Source organism: Comamonas nitrativorans (assembly GCF_042654765.1).
GTDB lineage: Bacteria > Pseudomonadota > Gammaproteobacteria > Burkholderiales > Burkholderiaceae_C > Comamonas > Comamonas nitrativorans.
The window spans coordinates 87,366-108,464 of the sequence record NZ_JBHSEW010000004.1; the positions used below are offsets into that span (position 1 = coordinate 87,366).

The following is a 21,099-nucleotide window of genomic DNA, read 5'->3' on the forward strand; positions in this document are numbered from 1 at the left end:
GAGCTCCCGCCCGTCATGGTTGAGTCGACGCATGTTCTTCGCAGCGCACAGTGCGGAAACCTTTGATGGATTGCATCTTGCCGGGCTTGCCGCACTGCTCGCACAGGCGTGCGGACAGCGCTTCGGCCAGGTCGATCATGGCTTGCTGGCGTTCGGAGGCGGATTCCACGGAAAAGCGCAGCCGCCCCCATTTTTGCTTGACCTGCATGGCGACCGCTTGTGGTGCGTCGCCGTGCTCGGTTTCCTGTTGCAGGCTTTCACACAGGATGTCGATCAGGTCGAACCAGCCATCACCGCATTGCAGGCCCCAGCTCATGGCGCAGGTCTGCGGCTCGGCGTGACGGTGCTGGAATAGCTGCGGGTACCGCTGGCACAGAAGCGCGTCAAGTGCTGGGGTCATAGGATCGTTGATGTATTGAGTTCAGGTATTTGCGCCTGTCGGCAGCCATGCTGCTGCATCAGTTGTGCAATCCGGTAGCCGAATTTTTGGATGCTGTCGTTGCGGGTCAGCCCATAGCGGTTGACCATGAAAGGAATGACAGCGACCAGGGTGCTCTCGGCATTGACGCCCCACCACAGGTCGCGACCGTCGATGGGTGGTTCGTGAGTGAAAGTTGAGTTTTTGTCATGGAACGCCTTTTGAAAGTCATCTCGGTAGCTCTTGCCAAGGCACAGGATAAGCTTGGGCCGTGCCGTTGCAGCCCACTGGCGCATGCGTGGGAAACGGTGCTTTCTGCACCAATCGAGATAGTCGGATTTGTTCTCCAAGCCGGTCGCTTCTGCAAAATTGGAATGCCACCGGGCCTGGTTCGTGTCCTTAAAGGCGATGGGGTAGAGATTAATCTTGAAGTAACCCGATGAACCTTGGGTAAATGGTTTGGCCTGTTGGCAAAAATCGCGGTATTCAGACACGGGGCGGCCATGAATGGCAGCGAGTATCTTCATGGCTTGCCGGTTGAAAATGTAAGTCAGGTTTTCCGAGGCATCGCCATAGCCTCTGGGCGGACAGGGCTCGCCGCGCCGCATTTCGTTCTGGAGTTGCTCGGCGGTGCAGGCACCGCCCCACTCGATGCCGCATAGCCATATGGCACGCCGTTCAGGACTGCCAATGTCCCCGCCGTCGCAGCCCGAATAGGATGTGGCCCATGTCTCAAAGTTTGGATTTGCTGTCATCAGATTTTGACATTTCTTGGAGCCGCTCCAAGAATACGTCATCCTCAAGGTAGAAAAGCCGAGGGCATGGCTCAGAGGGTTTTGCGATGTTGACCAGCAGTTAGCCAAGCCGCCAGTCAGGATGTTTCTCCCAAAATTCTTGGAGCGTATGAAGGATTGCAGGAATTCGTTCGGGGCTTCTTATTTTTCTTTTTTCACATATTGTCAAGGAAGCCTGGTTCATCCTGCTCGGCGTTTTCCATTGCCAGTTCCAGAGGCATGTGGAGGAACATCACATTGTCGAAGCGTATGCGGTCGTCCGAGTATTGCAAATATGCTTCCAACTCTTGGTATAGCGGTAAATCCTTGTCGTAAGGAATGTCAAGGTAAATATCCCCCATGTAGCCGCACATCATCACCCCGCTTGACATGAAAGGCGCGCAGGGCTGCCAGGCAATGCCCTTGGCGTTCAGCCAGTTGATGATTAGCTGGCGGATGGGTAGGGTTTCCCAAGCCTCCTGCCGGTGATCCCGCCACTGCTGCCATGCGTCAAACTGGCTGTCTGGCGGGGCAGCGTCCAACCGCTCCTTGAGTGCGCGGTCGTAGAACGAGAGCATCAGCACGCTACGCTGTTAGGTGCGGGCGATGTGGTCGATGGTGTGGAACAGTTGGGGCATGGTTCAACTCCTTGTATGGCTGCATCATCCGGCGTGGCTGCGACAAAATGTGTCGCTTTCCGTGGGTGGCGAGTGCGTCACTTTTTGTCGCAATGCCGAATAGTCTGGCGCCACCGCAATGGCACAGAGGAAGCCCATGACCACGCCCGCCGAAAGATTTTCCGCATTGACCTCGAAAGAGCAGGAGCGCCTGCGCCTGCTCAACGAGAAATTGTGGGCCGCCGAAGAGTGGATACGCCAGCGCCATGCCCGCAGCCTAGAGTGGTATTACGGCGCAGGTGGCTTGCGCCGCCATGGCGATGCCCTGTTCGAGAATGTGGAAACCGAGGTGGCGGTGCAGTGCATCCTGCGCGAAGACCACCCCGGCTGGAAGAAAGATGACGACAACATCGTCGCCACGCTGCTACTCCCAAGCGCTTGCCTGGACGAAGGCAATCCCCGGCGCAACTGGAACGAATACCAGCACTGGGATGGCCACCCCTTGCAGGGTGAATACCACTGCTGGCTTTTCCATGACCTTTGCGATCATGTTCTGGGCTACGACTGGGGCGCGCTCTTGGGCATTGGAAAAATTTGGACGGATGTGATGCTGATCCAGCAGCGTATCGAATCGTGGTGACGGCCGGTGCAGGAATCGGTGGCGGTTCTGCCCGAGTGAATGCCCGAACGCTTTGCAGAAAAATGTCTGGGGGGCATGCTCAGCCGCCCTGAGGAAGGTGCGTCGCAATCGCTTCCAGTGCCTCCTTGGCCTCCAGCGCCAGCTCGATGTCGCCGGGGTTGTGGATGTTCGCCTCGTGCAGGTTGATGCGAATCAGAGGGCTGCCGCGCCGCTGCATGCGCCGGGTGAAGTTGCGTACGGTGGCAACGGCACGGCTGGCGCCTATCTCCAACACCAGCGGGGAGGGGGTGCTGTCGAGCCACATGTCCAGCAGCATCCGTTGCTGGGTGCTGCGGATGGGGTTCCATTGCCCGTCATCGATCATCAACAGGTTGGGCCGTGCCAGAGCGCCGCAGCGGGGGCAGTGAGGCAAATCGCCTTGCCACTCCAAGGTGGCGCTGTCCACCTGTGGGTGCAGGTGGCCGGTCTGCCATGGGTGGGCGCCGCAGGCCGTTGTGCATTGCAGCCGGTGGATGGAGCCGAGGCATTCGTAGATGCGGGCGGCCGGGAAACCAGCTTTGTGAAAGCGCCCGTCGGCGTTGCTGGTGAACACGAAGCAGCCGTGCGGCATGCGCTGACCCCACTGGCGCAGCAGGGTGTATCCGGCGTGGGGCTCTGTGGCGCGACACAGGTTCAGCCGCTGGCCATACATGCCCCACGCCGTGGCGGGGTGTTCATCGAAGGCTTGAGGCGAGGTCATTTTTTCAAAGCCGAGCCCCTGTCTGGCAAGCGCTGGCCAGGTGTGCGAAAAGGTGGCTGCGTCGCGCAAGTCTGGCAGGCCGCTGTCGGCAGCCATGCCCTCGCCGGTAGCGATCATCAGCGCGCTGGAGCCTTGCAGCAAGTGTGCGGCGCGTTGGAGTTTGTCGGCCAACAGATAGTCGGTCTGTCGGTCGGCGTTGGGATGGATATGCCAGGTGTCGGTGTCTGCGTGGTAGTCCAATGCGTCGCCTCGCAGAGCCTCACGTAGGGCACGGGCGTGTTCGTATCCTATGCGCAGCCGTCGCTGTAAAGAGGAAATGCGGGTGTCACCCGAGAATAGCAAGTGCTGGCGTGCCAGGTGGTATAGCGGGTCGGGCAACGCGCCTGTGGGCATGAATACTCCTCTCTTGATAGCTGCTTGCGCTTTTTGGGGCACGCGCAAGAGCCTGTTTGGGCTGAATGAGGGGATTGTCTGGAGAGCCGCGACAGACTGTGTCGCGGCAGGGTGCCGCAGTGTTACAACACCAGGCCCTTGAGGTATTCGCGGAAAGATCCGCCCATTTGCCGGAGCTGCAGCGCCAGTTTCACGGTGGCTTCTTGAAAGCCGTCCAACCGACCCGTGTCGTCAAAGCTGATCAAAAAACGGTCGAACAGCGCATCCAGATTGGCGACCAGCAAGAAGCCGTTGAACACGTCCAGCCGCTCGGCATCGTTGGCGCACTCTGCCCAGGGTTTGGCGTGGCTCGCGTGCAAGACTTCGGGCAGGGCCATCCTCCACTGACCAGCCATCGACCTCTGCATACCATTCGCCCAGACTCTCCTCGCTGGCCACCAGTCCGATCGAAATCAGGCGACGTGGATAGCGCCAGTCGAGCCCGGTGAATTCGGTATCCAGAAAGACCCTGGCTGTCGATCCTGATCTGCGTTTTAGCAAACTAAGCCAATGAGCGAGGAATCCGAAGTGTCTATGCATCCAATATGTGCGTGTTGATGTTCATCTGACCTGCTGACAAGCCACCGCCGATTGGTACCTGACGCCGTCGATGCCCACAAAAACCTCAGATGCCGCGCCGACCAGCAAGGTCGTCTTTTTGCTGGTTTGCTTGAAGTACGACGGCTCGTTAGTGTCCGCCTGTTCGTCGATCTGGCTGACGCCCAGCCGCTTGGCCAGCTGCTTGCCTGCCAGGCGTTTCAGATAGACGGTTGCCCTGTTCTCACCGTCAGCGGCTGTGACCAGCGCTGCCACCACCTCGTCTCCGAACAGCGATGGCAGAGGGCCTTTCTGTGAAGGCATCAAGAAGCCATCCGCCCCTTTGATGAGGCCGATGGCGCGGAGCTTGGATTCCACTTCATCGGTCGTCAACACCGTTCCGGCCTTGCATTGAAGCAAGGCTTCGAGCTGCTGCACTGTGGCTGGTGCGGCAGCGGTATCGAGCAGCGGCACGGGCATTTGTGCACACGCGAGGCCAACGCCAGACAAGGCCAGGCCGCAAGCAATCCAGTGGCGCAGGGTGCGAAGATTCCGATTCACAGAGCGCGCCTTTCCGAACGACATTGCAACCGCCACCGCTGGCGCTCCAGCAGGGCCTGAAAATGGTCTTCACCGGATGCATTCCACTGTGGCCAATCAGGTAGCATATCGGCCTGTGGGCGTGGCGCGATACGCAAGGCCAACAACTCCAATCGTCCCGGAAAATACCTCAGCAAATCAGTGGCCAGGGATTGCTCCTGCCCCACGATGGCGTTGACACACAGCAGCAGGTCTTGCGCTGCTTTGCGCAGCTCGGCAGCCAGATCAGCGGCCTCGGTGGTGTTCATGGCTGTCCTTCCTCTGCATCAGGGGGGGCATCCGTAGTCCTGCATACACGGTGGCGCGGGCCTCGGGTGCGTAGGCGATGAGTTCTCCGCCATCCCACAGGGGGACGGTGTAGATCGTTCGCCCCATGCACAAAAACTCCTGCCGCACGTACTGCGCCAGTGCTTCCAGGTCATGCAGCGCAATGTTCTGCGGCGGCTCTGCCGCAGAAATCACCAGATCGGTAGAGGGCACATGCACCAGCTCCAGACCCACCCGCTGAAATGCCAGAGCCAGCAGCGAGCGTGACGGCTCCTGGTCCAGATAGCCCGGCAGAGCGGCCAGCGTTTCTTCATAGTGCAGTGGCTTGCGCTTGGCCATGATGAACTCGCGTAGTTGCATAAATGCATCGTCGAGCGCCTGTAGGCCTTTTGTGTTGATCTTGGTGCCGATGTCCCTGTCCTGGTTCAGCTCGCCATAGACGTCACTGGTCAGCCAGGCATGGCGTGTCACCGTGTCCACTACGCAATGCAGGATGTTCTGCGCCAGGCTGTCGGTGCGCTCGTCCAGGCCGAACTCGATGGCATCCAGCCCGTTGAGGGAGACCGTGGCCCACAGGCCATTGCGTTCGTCCCCATGCAGGCACTGCGTAGCCATGCCCTGCAGCGGAATGACGAAACCCAGCTCCTCCAGCTTGCCCAGCAACAGTTCGACCGTGGCGTTGATGGGCGTCGGTGGAGGGGGAGGCGCAGCGGTGTCTTGGGGCGGAACGGCCTGCGCCGGTGGTAATCGGCCGCCAAATCGGGCCTCGTACCACTCGCCCAGGATTTCCGTGGCGAGTTCAGATTCGCGCAGGCCCCGAGCCTTGGCCTCGTGCCGGATCGCATCCGTCAGGCGCACGTCCAGCATCCAGTTGGTTTGCGCCATGGCACCCTGGGCCTTCTTGCGCTCGCGGTAGCGACGTTGGTATTCGGCGGACGACTGCCTGCCGATTCGTGGACGTGCCATGCTTGTTTAATTAACAACACTAGTTAAACTAACTATCCATGAAATTGCCGCTCCATGCAAGCTCGTGCTTGTGGCAACAATCCTTCGCCGGAGATCAACATGACAGCCAACGATGCCCAGCCCATGAGCCAAAGGCAGGCAGACTCCCTGCGTGAGGAGTGGGCGTTGCTGCTCAAGATGGGCTATGCCAGCCAATGGACGCCCGCACAGAAGATGGCGCGCCAGGATGAAATCGCCGCTCTGCTGCTGCACGCGGGCCAGGCTCTGCCTCGGGCATTGACCCGGCGAGAAGTGCTGGTCAACGTGGACGTTGTCCCGCCAAGGGGAGCTCAATGATTTACTTCTTTGGCGACACCCACGGCCACTTCCGGCATGTGCTGGAGATCGTCTCCAGAGATCGCCCGGCAGCCATCGTTTTCCTGGGCGATTTGCAGGCACAGCGCCCGTTGGATGCCGAGTTGGACTCCATCCTGGGAATGACCGAAGTCTGGTTCATCCATGGCAACCATGACACGGATTCCGATGCCGACTACGATCACCTGTTTGGCTCGGCCTTGGCAGACAGGAACTTGCATGGGCGCGTTGTCCTGGTCGATGGTGTGCGCATTGCCGGGCTGGGCGGTGTGTTCCGGGGGCAGGTATGGACGCCGCCGATGGACTGGCTGTACGAGAGCTCCAAGGATTTCACTACGCGCTGCGGCAAGGGCAATCGTTGGCGCGATGGCCTGCCACGCAAGCACCGCAGCTCCATCTTCCCGGAGGATTACTTTCGCCTGGTTTCACAGCACGCCGACATTCTGGTGACACACGAGGCACCCAGCGCCCATCCGCATGGATTTGAGGCCATTGACGAATTGGCGCGCAGCCTGCGTGCGGGCAAGGCGTTCCACGGCCACCATCATGACTGTCTGGACTACAGCTGTGATCGGGCGCGGCTGGGGTTTGCGGCCTTTGGCGTGGGGTTTTGTGGGGTGACCGATATGAATGGCGGCTGCATACAGCCGGGGACGTTTGACCATGCTCGTGCGGGGCGCACGCGGTAAAGGAACGCATGACTTGCCCTGCGCCTACAAGGTCGAAACCGCTGTGGCGGATGGCCGGGACCAAGGAAACACCGTCGCTTCAGGCCCCAAGACCGCGAGTGGCGGCAACGCGGCAAGTAGCCGCAAATGGAGGCGTCGGTTTGGACGCAGGAGTGGGTGGCTTTGTCCCCAGGATGCCGCCGTGTCTGATTTCTCCCTAAATCTGACCCAGCGGCCCCATTCTTTGTGCTGCATGCCATAGCACAAAGAATGGGTTTTTTGCACTGGGGACAGGGGCTCTTTGGGCTGAGTTGCGTCCAGTGAGCGTGCTGCGAAGACGCCACGATGGAGCCGCCAGCGTGTAGCCAGCGTACCGAATTGGCTCCACGGTGGTGCTGTCTATGCAATTGGTGTCGCAGATGCTGTCATGCGTGTTGTAACGGAGCCATGTGGGCGGCCATTGCGTGCCGCCATGGTGCCAGGACGGCAACTGGCTAAGGGTGTTGCATGACGCCAGTCTGTGCCATGGACGCGCCATCAGCGAGCCAACTTTGTGCTGCCAAGCGTCGGATGTGCTCCGCCATGGTGCCAGATGCATGCTGCCAAGGGGCTGCAATGGTTAATTGCCCGAAATCCGCCTACCTCCAGCACCTCGTCCCTTCTTCCCACCGCCTTCGATGCCAAGCCAGATAGCCCCGATGGGCCTCGCCGAGCCAGCGCAGTGTCATGTCCGGTTGCAACCCCAAACGGCGCTGATCATCAACGTGCAGGGCGGAAGACGCCAACAACCGCCCCGCGTCGTCAAAGCTGATCAAAAAACGGTCGAACAGCGCATCCAGATTGGCGACCAGCAAAAAACCGTTGAACACGTCCAGCCGCTCGGCATCGTTGGCGCACTCCGCCCAGGGTTTGGCGTGGCTGGCGCGTAGAACCGCAGGCAGGGCCAGGCCGGTTACAGCGCAGGCGCCGCCCCAGTAGTCCAGCATGGCTGCGCGGAATTTTTGTTGCCCAACCCGCTGGCGCACCAAGCGCTCTACCTCGGTGCCACCCAGTCCTGCAGGCAGCTGGGCCAACTGGCTGGATACGGCAGCCTCAAAATCCAGCGCCGCCTGGCTGGGCAAGGCCCGTGCCAAACTGGCGCTGCGGCCCAGCAGCGATGCCAGCGCAGCTTCATTGCCAACTGCAAAGCCTCCCGCATGCAGCGCCTGGGCAAACGAGCGCTGCATTTCGGGCAGCAGCGCTGGGGTGGCTGCTTGCAGGTGTAGCAGATAGCCGCTCGCTGGCAGCGCCGAAACCCGAGCACGCGCCGCGTGCCGTGCCGAGGCCAGTGTCACTCCTTCCTGGCTACTGGCCAGCACATGCTCGAAACCGTGGTCGTGGCCGGTTTTTTCTACCAAGGCGCGTTGCAGCGGATTCATGGGCAACGCTGCGGTATTGGATGGAGCATCCGAATTCATCCGATTTGATCCGATACCATCTGATCCGATGCTCCGATCCGGTAATGTGCCGCTGGCCCAGATCCCTCCAGAGTAAGCATACCCGCTTTGCACAAGCGTTTGAGCAAGTGTTTCACTTGGCCTTCGCTCAGCCGGCACAGCTCCATCGCTTCCGCTCGTTTGATGCGTCCGTGCTGGCGCACGTAGCTCAGCACCATCTGCTCGTGCTGAATGGGGGAAAAGCCGGCCTGCCGTGTGTACGCCGCCTTGTCCGCTACCGCGCCATAGACAGATGCCGACAGCATGTAGGTACGCCCCCGCGTGGCGCCGTGCGCTTCCACAAAGCCCGCCTCCGTCAGGGCCTCCAGTGTGCGTTTAGCGGAGGCAACATCGCGCTGAATGCGATGGGCCAACTCTTCCACCGTCAGGCGCTTGAGCTCGCGCAGCGCTCCCAGAGCAATCAGCGAGTCAATGGGCAGTTCTGCATTGCGGCGGCGCTCCTCATCCACCACCAGGCGGCGAAACTCTAGGTCAGCCGGTATGGTAGGCAGGCGCAGCACCACGTTGTGCGCATCGGTACGGGTGTAGTCAGGCGCGGGGCGGCCAAACTTGAGCAGCCCCCGGTAAATGGTATCCACGCCCCGGCCTGAGCGCTCCACGACACCAATGCGCTTCATCGCATCGGCCAAAGCCCGGTTGCGCGGGCGCGGCTCGGTCACCAGCAGATTGGCCAGCGTGACGCCATCCACCAGGCCTCCAGGGTTGCTCACCACCAGCGCATCGTCCTCCAGCCGCACGTGCACCGCGCCCAGGCGGTGGTAATCGCGATGGATCAGCGCATTGGCCACCGCCTCTCGGAAGGCGCCCATGTCCACCATCGGCACCGGCACACGGAACAACCCCACCTGCAACTCTTCCTCAGGGTTGTAGGGGCGGAAGTTGGTCTCCAGCCAGTCCACGGCTTTGAGCAGTGGGTAGCGGCGAAACTCGTTGAACTTGACGGCTTGCTGTGCCAATACCTGGAACGCGAACTCGTGCGTGGGCACCAGTTGCTGCAGCGCCGTCTCCCGTCCCACCAGCAGCAGCCCCGTCAACGTAGGCAGGCGACTGCCATCTGGTTGGCGGGCCGTCAGGCTCAAGGCGCCATCCAGCGCCTCGTCGTCCAGCTCCAGCAGCACGCGGTCGCCGCCGTATTGCTTCACTGCCTGCCGGAGGCGCTCACGCTCCAAGGGGTCAAAGTCGGCCAGTGTGGCACCTGCTACCGGCTGGGCCGACACATCCACCAGGCCAAAGCTCGATGCTCGGCTGGTGCGCTCGTGCGGAAGCATGGGTGCGCATTCGGGCGTGCCGTCGTGCTTGATGCGACGGCGCAGATACACGCCGCTCTGCGTGGCCACTTCACCGTGTGCTTTGGGTACTTGGATGCAGGCCACTGATACGCCAGCTATTTCCACTGCGGATACAGCAACGCTGACCGAGGGCGACGTGCGCGCCGCCACCATGCCAGCCAAGCCTGCAAGCAGGCGGTGGTCGGCGTGCAAGCCGGTAGGCGTGCCGTCGTCTTCCACGCCCAGCCACAGCTCGCCGCCTTCGGCATTGGCCAGACACACCACGGCCTCGACCAGCTCCGAGTCGGGCAGGCGCTTGCGGTCGCTTTTGAATTCGACGGTGAGGGATTCGGTTTGCGGAATCAGTGTCTTCACTTCAAATCACTGAATGGTCATTGAAAAACACACGACCAGTGCGTGCAGTCTCGAAATGCATCATCGGAAAAGGTTGCTTTCCCCCTTGTGGTACATCTGTTATATAAGTAGGGAAAACTACTAAATTTTTACCTTCTGAGGCCACTGCGCTTGGGTAGATCAAACCATCTACGTGCTTGCCGGAGCCATGCTTAAATACCTGCGAAAAATATTCCGATACGACCTGAGTCGGCACATACTCAATATGTTCACTGCCATCGTGTGCTACAGGCTTTGATATTTCATCCCTGAATGCGTAAAGAAATTGCGCCACTTCGTGTTCCTGTCGTTTCTCTGAGAATATGGACGGGATATTTGGCCCGTGACTCAGGTCGATCACATGCAAGTCACGATTTGGAGACCATTGACTGACTGTAACTTTTTGCCCTTGACTGGCTCGCGTCTCCGCCAGAGCCGTTTTTTCATCAAAAGCCAGGTAGAGGTACGGAACCCCTGCTGGGTTCATTCTTCCTGCACTGGCCTGTTCTTTGGGGGGCGCACCCAAATCCTCTACGGTATGAGGATGGGTTCCTGGCCGGACGCGAAATAGAGGAATTTTTGCCGGCAATGGTCGCACCATGCGATGCCGTCGTATAAGCCTACCGAGAAAAGGCAGCATTTCATGCACCCCTATCAAATCATCACCGTAACGGTGTAAGCGACGGTTGAATTGAAAGTGAAAGCGGCTGTGGTGCTTCACGGCATTGGCAAATGATGTCCATGACCAGTGCAGTCGCTCGTGGTGGTGTGCACCCATCCAGTCGCCATCTGGGGCATCCACCCATCCAGTGTTTGTGAGCGATTTCGCGACATCCCTTATGAGCGCTTCCGACCAATCAAGACCCTGCGCATCCAGGACTTGCCGAAGCACATCCTCAGAAGAAAGGTATTCAATTGAAAAATCCTTATCGTACGGACAGCCAGCGTTGGCTTCATCGTTGTAGCTATATTTGATTCCACGCACTAATACATCCATCAGTGCGGAAAGCGCCGCCGCTTTGCGTTTTTGGCTGCCACAGTATGAACAAGTTTTAAATGCAAGATTTTTGCGCACCAAATGCAGCAGGTATCCATCATCACCCACACAACGCTGGCAGACCCACCGCTTGGGGTCTCGCCACCCTCGTTCATCCTGCGCGAACCATTCGTCATCAATCCCCATAGGTCAGTTCCTTCACGCCAACGGCCTCTGCTCTGCCCCCACACGACGGCAAAGCAGAAGGCTGTCCTCGCTATCCGAAGAAAGTCTGAGACGCTCAAAGGGCTTGAACGCCTCTGCGGGCTCTGTCGAGGTGGTGACGATGTACTGGAAGGCATCACTATTGCCCGACGCCACGTGACCCAGCAGTGCCCACAGCATGGATTCGCTCATCTCCGCCTCTCGGGGCGAGTCATGCAGAAGAAAGCCTGGATGAAAGCTTTCAGGGGCGGTGCTGTCCATCAGGCAAGCAATATCTCCGGCCAGAATTTCGAGCACCTTGAAGGTCGTCGAGTGCCTGGGCCCCATCTGGAACGGTCGGTTGCGGTGCTTGTCGTCATCGCTGAGCAAGCCCCAGTGAAAAGAGGGCAGTGACTTGGCAACGGCGTGCATGGCGGCGCTGATGACCTGGCGGCGCCCCGCCACTGCATCGCGCTCTTTGACGAGCTGGATTTGAAGCTGGCCATGGCGGCGCTGGGCCGATTCCAGTTGACGCTCCAGCTTCCCGATCTCCGGCGAGGTTGACTTGCCTGTGGCAATGTCTTCATACAGTTCATAGTCCTCTATGGCATCGCTGAGAAGCTGGTCGGCGGACAAGGACTGTGCATGCCTTGTCGTCAGCGCGGCATCCTGTTGATCAATCGCTGTCAGTCGCTCATTCATGGGAGCCGTTTCGGCCTCCAGCTCGGCCAGTCGGCGGCGCAGGGGCAGCAGTTCGTTTTCAAGCGTTTCTTTGGAGCGCTGGTGTTGTGTAATGCGCTGCCCTCGGTCAATCTGCGTCAACTCGATCCGCTCCATCACGTGGCTGCAATCTCTGAGCAAGCGGCTTCCTGCATCGCAGCGCGTGGGCAGCAACTGCTGCAACGACGAGGCTTCGTTTTGCAGCCGCTTGACCGCCTGCATATCACCAGCGGCAAGTGCTTCGTTTTGCTGGATCCGGTTGGTCAGAAGATCGATGCCCGCTTTCAGTGGCGCACGCTTTTCCATCCATGCCTGGCGTTGTGCCGCCAGCTCTTGCCGTTCGGCATCGATGGCTACCAGTTCCTGTTGATAGGCCTCATGCCGTTGCTTGGCGATACCAATCAGGTTGGGGTGTTCAAACAAGCCATCTTGCCGGAATGGCGTTTTGGCGGAAACGTTCAGGTGGCGTGCCAACTGGCGGCGCACGTGTTTCAGCAAGCGTGCGGGCTCCTCACGCAGCGTTTGCAAATCCGCTTTGTGTTTCTCCAGCGTTTTGGTGGTGCCGTCCAGCTCGCGCAAAGTGGTGCCATCGGGCAGCAGGCCAAGCACGATTTGCATCAATGCGGCAGGTGATTTGGCGGGCCAACTGAAGCCTGAGCCGTCCGCACGCCACTGGTAGTAACTGTGATATCGGGCGTTCTGGTCGCGCGAGCACCAGGCCAGAATCTGATGCCATTCGATGGACTGCTCGGACCCCGGCAGCTTTTGCACGGGCAATATCTCCACCAGATGCCGGCGCAGCGCTGCCTGGTAGGCGGCGAATTCATTCTCAGCGTCATTCGCGGCCAGTTGCCGCCAGTCCGCTGTGCGCGATGCACGGTATTGCTTCTGGTGCAGCCAGGGCTTCAGCACTGTCCAGGTTTCACCACCCACGTGCACACGCGCGGCGACGGCACCCTCTTTCAACTCGTGGCTGTGCAGCAGTTCGTCGCGCAAGGTGGAGCCATCGGACCAGAGCGGATCATCGAGCGCAAAGCGCAGCAACTGACAGAACGCTGTTTTGCCCACACCGTGCCCGGAACTGCCCCTACCCGGCGGCGACACGATCAAGTTCAGCCCGCGCTGCAGGGGAATTTCTCGTAAGGGCTGAGTGGCTGTGAGCGAGTCCAGCAGCCACAGCGTTTCCACCCACAGACGGGGCCTGACTGGGTTTGATACGGAGGTGCTGATGTCGCTCATAAGATTTACCCTTGCTTGCGTAACTCGTGGGACTGCACGGCTGATGCGGAACCGGCCAGTACTTCTTTCAGCGCCGCCTCCTGCTGATCTCTGGCCTGGATCAATGCGGCGGCCAGTGATTGGGTGCGGTGATCTCCGATGACGTTGGCGAGCGCCTCCGGATTGCGGATGGACAGTGGGGCCGTCACGGGAACGTCCAGCAGGCCGTGCAGCCAGCTACGGATATGTGCCCAGCGCTCCGTGTTCACGGGTGCAAGCCAAGAGCGCAGCACCTCGATAGAAGGAGTGTTTTCAGGTAACGGGGCCAAGAGGATGCGCCGCAGGCGGTTGTCATCGCACGGCCCCGTTTGCGTGAGCACGTCGCACACCAGGCCTGCCAACCAGTCCTCGGCATTGGACGCTGGCGTTTTGCCCTGCTCGATGGGAAGCAGCGCAGTGCGCCGTGCCGGTTGGGGCACAGGAATGGTGACAGGGGGTTGTGCTTGCAGCGTATCCCAGGCCTCCAGCACCAGTGTTTGTGTGCGGTATCTGCCAAATTCGCGCAACTCCTTGTTCTTTAGCACGCGGAAGGTTTCGCTGGGGTAGTCCTCGCCCATCACGTCAGAGGGGTCGAGGATATAGCGCAGCTCGTCGCGGGTGAGGCCGTAGAGGCGGGCGTAATAGGCATCCAACTCTGCCCGAAGAATGGCACGACGCTCGGGGCCAAAGGCAAAAGGCGGGCCGTTGTAGCCCAGGTCTTTGGCCCAGCCCGCCAGGTCGTGCGCGGTGTAGGTGAGTTCAAGCACGCGCGGGACGATATAGGCCAGGTCGGCTTCGGTGTAGAGGTCGGGAGGTAGCACGGGAAATTGCTTGAGATACCCGTAGGTCAAGTGCGTACCGCCCACTTTGACCCGTGCGCAGAAGTCCAGCACCAAAGTTCCCAGATTGCCCAGTAAGGCGGCGTTGTGTGCGGCCGTCTGCGACGTGAAAAACAGCGGCATGGTGTGCCCCACCCCAGCCAGCGGCACTACCGACGCAATCACCGTGCGCTCGTCAGTCGCTCGGCAAATGTCTCGCCACCCCATCAACCACTGCGGGCAAGCCGCTTGCAACCAGCGCTCGGCCAGGGCCAGCACGGCGTCGCGGTCGTGCAAGGGGCCGCTGGGTGCGGGAAGGTGGCGGTGGTCGGCAGTGAAGTCGAGCACGGTTTGCTCGGCCTGCGCATCCACGGCGTACCAGGCAGTGCCGTGGCGCTCGTTGGACATGAAGACCTCCACCGCGCCCTCGGCAGGCAGGTAGTTGTCGTTCAAGGGCTGGATGCTGGCCGGGTTGTTGCCGCATAGGCCCAGGCTGACGGATGCCACTTCGCTGGCGTAGGGGTGCTGGCGCACAAAGGTCTGCCAGGCGGTGTAGGTGCCCACGGCGGGGTCGCGGCGGCGGGCCTCCTGCAGCCACCAGCCGAACAGCAGTTGGGTGGCGCACAGCACGGTGGCGTCTTCGTTGCCGTCTTTCAGGGCCTTGTGCAGACCCTGGGGCAGGCGGGCCACGCGCAGCCAGACTTCGCGCGCCTGCACCCAGTAGCGCGGGGTGACGGTCGTGGCAGGGGCTTGCTTTTCGGAAAGCAGCAGGTCGCGGCTGTCGCCATCGGAGGTGTAGGTGGCCCAGCGGTGGTCGAACTGGTGGATAAGCTTTGCTTCGTACAGGGGCAGGCTGCCGGGGGCGGGGGCGTTGAGGAACAGGCCGCTGTCGTTCGACATGTGGAACATGGTCGAGAACGAAATCCCCCAAGGGTTGACCTCGGGTTCCACCAGCTTGGCCTGCTTGCCTTCACCGGTCCACACGGCTTCGCGGATGAGCACTGGGGCGGCGCGGTAGATCTTTTTGGTGAGCGCGGCGTCGGCGCCGCTGCGGAAGACGGGGCAGGTGAGCGTGTTGGGGTTGATGAGGCGGAATTCGTCGGGCGTGAGGGTAAAGCGGCGGCGCGGGTCGGCCAGTTGCTCGACTTGCTCCGCAAAGCACACAAACTCTGCAGCCTCGGCTTGGCCCAGTGTGATGAGACAGAACTTCATGCGGCTGTCCACCGCAGCGAAAAGCTTGGAGCGATTCTCAATGTCAAGCAAGCTGACCAGCCGCCCCGTTTGGCTGATGTGGCCAAAGTAGGCTTTGGTGCTGTCGTCGGTAGCAATGCCCGTGGGCACGATGAACCCTGCCCGGCCCGTGGGCGCGGTGATTTGCAGAATGGTTTCGGCGAACAGGGCGTATGTGTTGACGTCGCCCACACCGGTCAGCGGGTAGCGTCCGCCATTGCTGCCATCCACGTGCATGAAGACGCTGGTAGCTTCGGCCACGCGGCGGGCGGCGATGAATTCGGCGTACAGGCGCTTTTCAGCGGCGCTGCCGCCTTCGGGCAGGGGCGTGCCGGTGCCTGCGCTGGCCAGCAGATGCGCCAACTGGCCTTGGCTCAGCGCGTTGATATAGCGCGTGCGCTCGGCCTTGTTTTGCGCGGCGGCCACGGCGGGGTGGCGTGTGGCAAAGAACTCTTCTTCCTGCAGCTTGATGCGTTCCCACGGCGGGTTGCCCAGCACACAGTCAAACCCGCCTGCGGCATACACCTGCGGAAAGGCCAGCGGCCAGTGCAGCACGCGGGCCTGCTGGCAAGCAGCGCGGGCGGCGGCCACGGTGGCGGCCTGGTCTGCGCCAGGGTCGGCCAGAAGCTGCGGGGCCGTGAGGGCGGTGTGCAGGGTTTCGCTGGTCGCTACCAGTGCAGCGGTGTCCGGCGTTTTGGGTAGCAGGTAGGCACTGACAGCCAAATCGGCCGCCAGTGCAAGCGGGCTGTGTGCTAGCTGCTCACAAATTTGATAGTACGCACGCTCTTGCGCGGCCACGTCTTCGGCGGTGTCGGCGCCCAGGGCTTCGAGCGCCTGCAGGGCTTGCAGGCCAGTGTCGGCGGCAAAGGCCAGCAGGTGCTGGCCGCTTTGCACATCCTTGGCCAGTTGCTTGAGGCCCGCACTGTTGAGTTTGGCAAGCTGTTTGCACACCTCCTTGTCGTCGCCGCTCAGGGGCTTGAAGGCGTCCTTGGCAATGCCACGTTCCAGCGCCTGCAGGTCGGTCAGGCCCAGCAGGGCATCGCCGCATTGCAGGTGGTGGTCCAGAAAGCCCAGGGGGCGGCCTTCTTCAAAGCCTTCCAGCCACAGTGCGGTGCGGGCCAGTTCGATGGCCATGGGGTTGCGGTCCACGCCAAAGATGCAGCGGCCCACCACTTCGCGCAGGGCGTGGCGGTAGGCCTGGGGCGTCACGGCGCCTTCGGGTGCGCGCAGTTGGGCCAGCTTTTCAGCCAGGCGGCGTGCAGCGGCCAGCAGAAAGTGGCCGCTGCCGCAGGCTGGGTCGATGACGCGGATGGAGAGCAGTGCTTCCACGGGCTGGGCGGGGTTGGCGGCCAGGCGCTGCGCGATTACCGGGTCGAGCGTGCTGTGGATGAGCTGCTGCACCAGGCTATCGGGGGTGTAGTAGCTGCCGGTGAGCTTGCGGGCGTTGCCAGCGGTGCTGCCTTCTTCGGTCAGGCCGACGAAGCCGAAGCGGCGCGCGGGCAGGTCGATGGTGGGCACGAGTTCGAGCAGGCTTTCGTACACGCTGCCCAGCTCTTCCGGCCCCATGTTGCGGTAGTCGATGGGGGTGAGGCTGCTGGCTTTGCCCTGGGTGGTGACGGCCCAGCGCAGGTGCTGCAAGGCGGCCAGCAGGTGAGTGTTGTGCAGGCTGGCGGCGTCCAGGTGCGGGCACTGGCTGGGTGCGAATAGGCCGCCCAGCGCGGGCAGGGCCAGGCGGGGCTCGCCCTGGGCCAGGCCGCGCCAGACGATGCGAATGGCCTGCCAGTGGTCGTCGAAGCGGTTGCGGGCGCGGCGCTTGAGGCAGAGCTGGCGCAGGCGGGCCAGGGCGTAGCCTTCGGCATAGGCTTTGCGGGCGGCCAGTGCATCGGCACTGTCGTCTTGCGGGTGCAGCACGCCACGTTCTTCGACGGTGAAGACGAAGATGAGGCGGTAGATGAGGCGCAGCAGTTGCTGGAAGTAGGCGTCCTGGCTCAAGTGCCCATCGTGCAGGGCAGCGCGCAGCGCGTCGTTGGCGGGGTGCTGCAAAAAGCCTTCACCCAAGGTGAGCAGGGCTTGTTCCACGCCGTGGCGCAGGCCGTCGCGCACGCGGGTGCCCTCGACCTTGCCGGCTTCGCGCCAGCGCTCCCAAATGCACACGCCGCCCGCTTGCGGAGCGCGACTGGCGTGCAGCAGGCGCCAGACATTGGCGAACTCGGCATAACGCTGGCCGCTGAGCAGGTCGGCCAGATCGCATTCGAGGTAGGCGGGGCGGGTGAGGCTGGCGGCATCGCGCAGCAGGCGCAGTTGCTTGCCATTGCTGACGATGCCCCAGGTGTGGTCGGGGCTGGCGTTGAGTAGCTCTTGCATGGCCTGGAAGGCGGACTTTTTACGGCTGCCGCTGCCGGCCACGGCAAAGCGTGGATCGGCTTCGTCCAGCGCCAGGGTGTGGGGGGCCACCAGCACGGGCACGCCTGCAGGTGCTGGCCCCGCCACAAAGCTGACGGGGTAGGCGAATGCCCCGATCTGCACCGTGGCTGTGGGTTGCACGGCGGCGTAGCCCAGCGCATCGCGCAGAAGTTCGGCCACAAAGCCTTGGGTGAGCGCGTGGGCGTCCACGTCGGTACGCTCGCTTTGCGCGGCAAAGTGCTGCCACTGGGCGCAGGCGATCTGGAAGGCGCGGCTGTATTCGTCCTTGAGCTTGGTGCCTTTGGGGATGCCGTAGTCGGTATCAGCCTGGTCCTGGGCGCGGCCCTGGGCGGCTTTTTCGAGCTGGTCGGGCAGGAACAGGCCGCCTTCAAGCTGCAGGGTGGGCAGGTTGAGGGCGGTTTGCTGCCGGTGGTGGCGTATGCGTTTCATGGAAATGCTCCTGATTTATGAGCTGCTAGCGCTTTTGTGTTATGGGTTTATGGCGCTTTTGCTCATAAATCGTCAGGTAGCAGCACGTACACGCCCATGACGTCCACGGGCAGGCAGGGGCTGACGCTGTATTGGCCCACGTCGCGCGCGGCCTCGCGCACGCGCTGGTGGTCGGCCAGCAGGGTGTTGGCGCGTTGCTGGGCCAGGGTCTGCAGTTGCTCGGGGTGCGCGGCCAGGAAGGCGATGGCCTGACGTATTTCGCGCTGCACGGCGTCCGGGGGCAGGTTGCCGCTGGGCGTGCATTCGAGCAGGCGGGTGGCCCGGTCATTCACCAACCATTCGGGCTGGGTGCGGCCGTACACGGCCAGGGCCACGGTTTCCTCGGCCATCATCTGGAAGGGCTCGCGTCGGCGCACGTAGCTGAGCTGGTGGCGCAGGCGCAGCAGGTACAGCGTGGTGGCCACGTCCACATCGTTGGTGAGGGTGGCGGCGCAGCGGGCAGCCAGGGGTTGCGCCGCGCCCAGGGCGTCTTCCAGCAGGTGCTGGGCGAAGAGGCCGACCAGGGGGTGACTGCGGTGCAGTTCGCTCCAGTCAATCAGTTGAGGCGCGGCCAGCCCTTCGTCGGCCAGGCGCAGGCGCAAGGCTTCGGGCAGGTGCTGGGGCAGCAGGCGCATCTGGTGGGGGCGGCGTGTGCCCTCCAGCGGCGTGCCCAGGCGCACGCAGGCGCTTTGCAGAAAGCGCTGCACGTCGGCCTGGGTGCCCAGAGCCTGCTGCTGTTTGTGCCATTCGGGCAGCACTTCGTCGGGGCGGATGCGGCGCTGCGCGAACACGGTTCGGTTGGCCTTGGCTTTTTCGAGGGCGTCTTGCCATTGGGCCTGCAGGGGAGCGAGGAGGCGCTCGGGTTCGCCAAAGTCGAAGGATTCTTGCCGCATGGGGGCTTGAGCCCGGTGTTCGCGGCGCATCAGTGCGGCCTTGATCAGGGCCTGGTTGATGCGGGCGTCGTCTTCAGGCAGCGGCACCATCACGCCCAGCTCTTTCTGGATAGCCTCGCCTTTGCGCAGGATGACCTTGAGCACGAAGCCGTCGATGGGGTTGTCCTGGCCGTAGAGCATGGTGCAGCGCACCTCGGGGGCCTGCTGGCCGAAGCGGTCAACCCGGCCTTCGCGCTGTTCGTGGCGCGTGGGGTTCCAGGCCAGGTCGTAGTGGACGACGGCGGTGAACAGGTGCTGCAGGTTGATGCCCTCGGACAGGCAATCGGTGGCCACGAGGGTGCGGCTGTCGGCTTCGGCCATGTCTTCGACTCGCTCGCGGCGCTCTTCGGGCGTGAGCTCGCCGGTGATGGCGTCGATGGTGGCCTGAGGAAATGCGGTTTTGAGGTGTTCGGCCACGTAGTGCGCCGTGGCGATGTAGCGGCAGAACACGACGGGGTGGTAGCCATCACGCAGTAACTGGCCCACGTGCTGGATGAGCGCGGTGAGCTTGGGGTCGTCCTTCTGGCCCGAGAGGCGTTGGGCCGAGGCAATCAGCGCTTGCAGGAGCGATGCGTCTTGTACCTGTGCGGGGGGTTCCAGGTCGCTGCTGGAGAGGTCGTCGGCTTCACCATCGTGCAGGCGTTCGTCGCTCAACAGGTCTTCTGAGGTCTCGCTGCCTTCCAGGCGGGTGGTGAGTGCCTTGACGGCCGCCGCCGGGGAGGAAGCCACGCAGCGCAGCAGGGCCAGGGTGGCGTACCACATTAGCCCGGTGCCGCCTGCGGTGCCTTGGCGTTCGGCGGTTTCTGCGAGTTCGCGGCAGTAGTCCTGCACGGCGTCGAAGAAGTTGCCCCAGTCGCCGCTGAGCTGGTAGGTCAGCTCGGTTTTCATGCGCCGGGCGAAGCCGCGACCGTCCTCTGTTTCGGCTTGCCATTCGGCAATGTCTTTGCGGCGGCGCTGTACGAAGTGGCGGGCCAGTTCCTGGCGCAGCGGGTCGCTGGTGGACATGCGGCCTTGCAGGGCGGCAAAGCGTGTGTCCAGCAGGGACAGCAGGTTGTAGAACGCTGCTTCATCGCCCGAGTGAGGCGTAGCAGTGAGCAGAATCAGGTGGCGGTGCGCGTTGCTGGCCAAGCGTTGCAACAGCTCGAAGCGCAGTTGCTTGCCGGCGCCGCTGCTGGCGCAGGTGTGGGCTTCGTCCACGATGATGCATTCGGGCGCGGTGGCGATGAATTGCTCGCGGTGACGCTCGCTCTTGATGTAGTCCAGGCTCACCACCACGACGGGGTGGTGGTCGAACAGGGGTACGCCGTGGGGCAGTTCGCGCTCCACCCGCGCGGCCGAGGCGGCGGTGAGGGCTGCAGCGTGCAGGTTAAAGCGTTCTTCCAGCTCGGATTGCCATTGCTCCACCAGGTGCGGCGGGCAAAGCACGGCCAGGCGGGTGACTTCGCCTCGGTCCATCAATTCACGGGCAATGAGGCCGGCCTCGATGGTTTTGCCAATGCCCACGTCGTCGGCGATCAGAAGGCGCACGGTGGACAGGCGCAGCGCCATCAGCAGAGGCACCAACTGGTAGCCGCGCGGCTCTACGGCGATGTTGCCGAATGAACGGAAGGGGCCCGCACCGGCGCGCAGGGTCAGGCGCAGGGCATCGCGCAGCAGGAGGGCGGCGGCATGGTTGCCGGCGCGTGTGGGATCGGGTGCTTCGAAGGTAGCGTGCTCTACGGGCAGCAGTTCGAGTTCTGGTATGAGGGCGATGGTCTCGTCCTCCACACCTCCGAGGGGCCGCAGGCGCAGCCAGTCGCGGCGCGATTCGGTCTGCACAACCCATTCGCGGCCTCGGGCGCGAACCAGGTTGCCAGGCAGGAAGTCGTGGGCAAGTGTGGTCATGAAATGCGTGATGGAGGT

General features: G+C 62.2%; 17 protein-coding genes. 3 read left to right on the forward strand and 14 right to left on the reverse strand.

Translation table 11 applies throughout. The annotated features are described in order from the left end of the window. Window positions 1-13: 13 nt before the first annotated feature. From ACFO3A_RS05885 to ACFO3A_RS05895, 3 genes are all read right to left on the reverse strand, one after another. A complete protein-coding gene (locus ACFO3A_RS05885; RefSeq protein ID WP_011804260.1) occupies window positions 14-400 on the reverse strand; it encodes a hypothetical protein in 387 nt (128 codons plus the stop codon). Continuing rightward, on the reverse strand, window positions 397-1,173 hold the full coding sequence (locus ACFO3A_RS05890) for a hypothetical protein (protein WP_377724810.1): 777 nt from the start codon (window positions 1,171-1,173) through the stop codon (window positions 397-399). Before ACFO3A_RS05890 ends, ACFO3A_RS05885 begins: the two co-directional genes overlap by 4 nt. Before the next feature lie 194 nt (window positions 1,174-1,367). Further along, entirely contained in the window at window positions 1,368-1,775 is a 408-nt protein-coding gene (locus ACFO3A_RS05895; RefSeq protein WP_377724812.1) for a hypothetical protein, read from the reverse strand. Window positions 1,776-1,965: 190 nt separating this feature from the next. Here ACFO3A_RS05895 and ACFO3A_RS05900 point away from each other — a divergent pair, with 190 nt between their 5' ends. Continuing rightward, on the forward strand, window positions 1,966-2,448 hold the full coding sequence (locus ACFO3A_RS05900; RefSeq protein WP_377724814.1) for a hypothetical protein: 483 nt from the start codon (window positions 1,966-1,968) through the stop codon (window positions 2,446-2,448). 79 nt (window positions 2,449-2,527) lie between these two features. Here the strand turns inward: ACFO3A_RS05900 and ACFO3A_RS05905 are convergent, their stop codons facing one another. From ACFO3A_RS05905 to ACFO3A_RS05925, 5 genes are all read right to left on the reverse strand, one after another. After that, window positions 2,528-3,427 (reverse strand): SIR2 family NAD-dependent protein deacylase, encoded by a 900-nt coding sequence (locus ACFO3A_RS05905; protein WP_377724816.1) that lies wholly within the window; start codon window positions 3,425-3,427, stop codon window positions 2,528-2,530. A gap of 275 nt (window positions 3,428-3,702) precedes the next feature. Continuing rightward, window positions 3,703-3,975, reverse strand: coding sequence for an HNH endonuclease (locus ACFO3A_RS05910; protein ID WP_377724817.1), 273 nt, complete (start codon window positions 3,973-3,975; stop codon window positions 3,703-3,705). Window positions 3,976-4,180: 205 nt separating this feature from the next. Next, window positions 4,181-4,717 carry a hypothetical protein gene (locus tag ACFO3A_RS05915; protein ID WP_041835895.1) on the reverse strand — a complete coding sequence of 179 codons (537 nt, stop codon included), beginning with the start codon at window positions 4,715-4,717 and terminating at the stop codon, window positions 4,181-4,183. After that, entirely contained in the window at window positions 4,714-5,004 is a 291-nt protein-coding gene (locus tag ACFO3A_RS05920; protein ID WP_377724819.1) for a hypothetical protein, read from the reverse strand. Before ACFO3A_RS05920 ends, ACFO3A_RS05915 begins: the two co-directional genes overlap by 4 nt. Next, on the reverse strand, window positions 4,982-5,989 hold the full coding sequence (locus ACFO3A_RS05925; RefSeq protein WP_377724820.1) for a hypothetical protein: 1,008 nt from the start codon (window positions 5,987-5,989) through the stop codon (window positions 4,982-4,984). Before ACFO3A_RS05925 ends, ACFO3A_RS05920 begins: the two co-directional genes overlap by 23 nt. A 54-nt stretch (window positions 5,990-6,043) precedes the next feature. Between ACFO3A_RS05925 and ACFO3A_RS05930 the strand changes: the two genes are divergently transcribed. Both ACFO3A_RS05930 and ACFO3A_RS05935 read left to right on the forward strand, forming a co-directional pair. Then, on the forward strand, window positions 6,044-6,325 hold the full coding sequence (locus ACFO3A_RS05930) for a hypothetical protein (protein WP_377724822.1): 282 nt from the start codon (window positions 6,044-6,046) through the stop codon (window positions 6,323-6,325). Continuing rightward, window positions 6,322-7,032, forward strand: a complete 711-nt coding sequence (locus ACFO3A_RS05935) for a metallophosphoesterase family protein (protein ID WP_377724823.1) — start codon at window positions 6,322-6,324, stop codon at window positions 7,030-7,032. Before ACFO3A_RS05930 ends, ACFO3A_RS05935 begins: the two co-directional genes overlap by 4 nt. A 617-nt stretch (window positions 7,033-7,649) precedes the next feature. Here ACFO3A_RS05935 and ACFO3A_RS05940 read toward each other — a convergent pair. From ACFO3A_RS05940 to ACFO3A_RS05965, 6 genes are all read right to left on the reverse strand, one after another. Then, the gene (locus ACFO3A_RS05940; protein ID WP_377724825.1) at window positions 7,650-8,429 is read right to left on the reverse strand and encodes an HNH endonuclease; all 780 of its coding nucleotides are present in this window, start codon (window positions 8,427-8,429) and stop codon (window positions 7,650-7,652) included. A gap of 35 nt (window positions 8,430-8,464) precedes the next feature. Further along, window positions 8,465-10,150, reverse strand: a complete 1,686-nt coding sequence (locus ACFO3A_RS05945; RefSeq protein ID WP_377724828.1) for an ATP-binding protein — start codon at window positions 10,148-10,150, stop codon at window positions 8,465-8,467. A gap of 1 nt (window position 10,151) precedes the next feature. Next, window positions 10,152-11,351 carry a HEPN-associated N-terminal domain-containing protein gene (locus ACFO3A_RS05950; protein ID WP_377724829.1) on the reverse strand — a complete coding sequence of 400 codons (1,200 nt, stop codon included), beginning with the start codon at window positions 11,349-11,351 and terminating at the stop codon, window positions 10,152-10,154. A gap of 12 nt (window positions 11,352-11,363) precedes the next feature. Then, window positions 11,364-13,307, reverse strand: coding sequence for a chromosome partitioning protein ParA (locus tag ACFO3A_RS05955; protein WP_377724830.1), 1,944 nt, complete (start codon window positions 13,305-13,307; stop codon window positions 11,364-11,366). 5 nt (window positions 13,308-13,312) lie between these two features. After that, entirely contained in the window at window positions 13,313-18,226 is a 4,914-nt protein-coding gene (locus ACFO3A_RS05960; protein ID WP_377724831.1) for an Eco57I restriction-modification methylase domain-containing protein, read from the reverse strand. Between the two features lie 62 nt (window positions 18,227-18,288). Beyond that, window positions 18,289-21,081, reverse strand: a complete 2,793-nt coding sequence (locus ACFO3A_RS05965; RefSeq protein ID WP_377724832.1) for a helicase-related protein — start codon at window positions 21,079-21,081, stop codon at window positions 18,289-18,291. Between the last annotated feature and the right edge of the window lie 18 nt (window positions 21,082-21,099).